This is a genomic window from Streptomyces sp. URMC 124 (genome assembly GCF_051386455.1).
In the GTDB taxonomy this organism is placed as follows: domain Bacteria; phylum Actinomycetota; class Actinomycetes; order Streptomycetales; family Streptomycetaceae; genus Streptomyces.
Window position 1 is genome coordinate 1 of the sequence record NZ_JBPQTS010000564.1, and the last position, 251, is coordinate 251.

General features: G+C 56.6%; 1 protein-coding gene. It reads left to right on the forward strand.

What is annotated here, in order from left to right:
* Nucleotides 1-27 precede the first annotated feature (27 nt).
* Nucleotides 28-251 (forward strand): hypothetical protein (locus ACSNOG_RS33710; RefSeq protein WP_436756470.1); only part of this gene is annotated, 224 nt, incomplete at its 3' end.

Genomic DNA, 251 nt, shown 5'->3' on the forward strand with positions numbered 1-251 from the left:
TGGTATGACAATGGGTACATCCTGTCGTTGGATAAGGAAGCCCAGAAGAAAGGCGTCGCGGAGGAGGATGAAATCGTGCTTGGCAACGCCATTTCCGGCACGGGCTGGTCCAACCAGTTTCTCGCCGTTGCCAATCTCGTTCCCGATCGTCCGCTGGAGCTTAATCCGATGCCGGGACCGGGCACGAAGGAAGGGCTCTTCCTGAAGCCGTCCATGTATTTCTCCGTCACGGAGACGTCGAAGCATAAGGA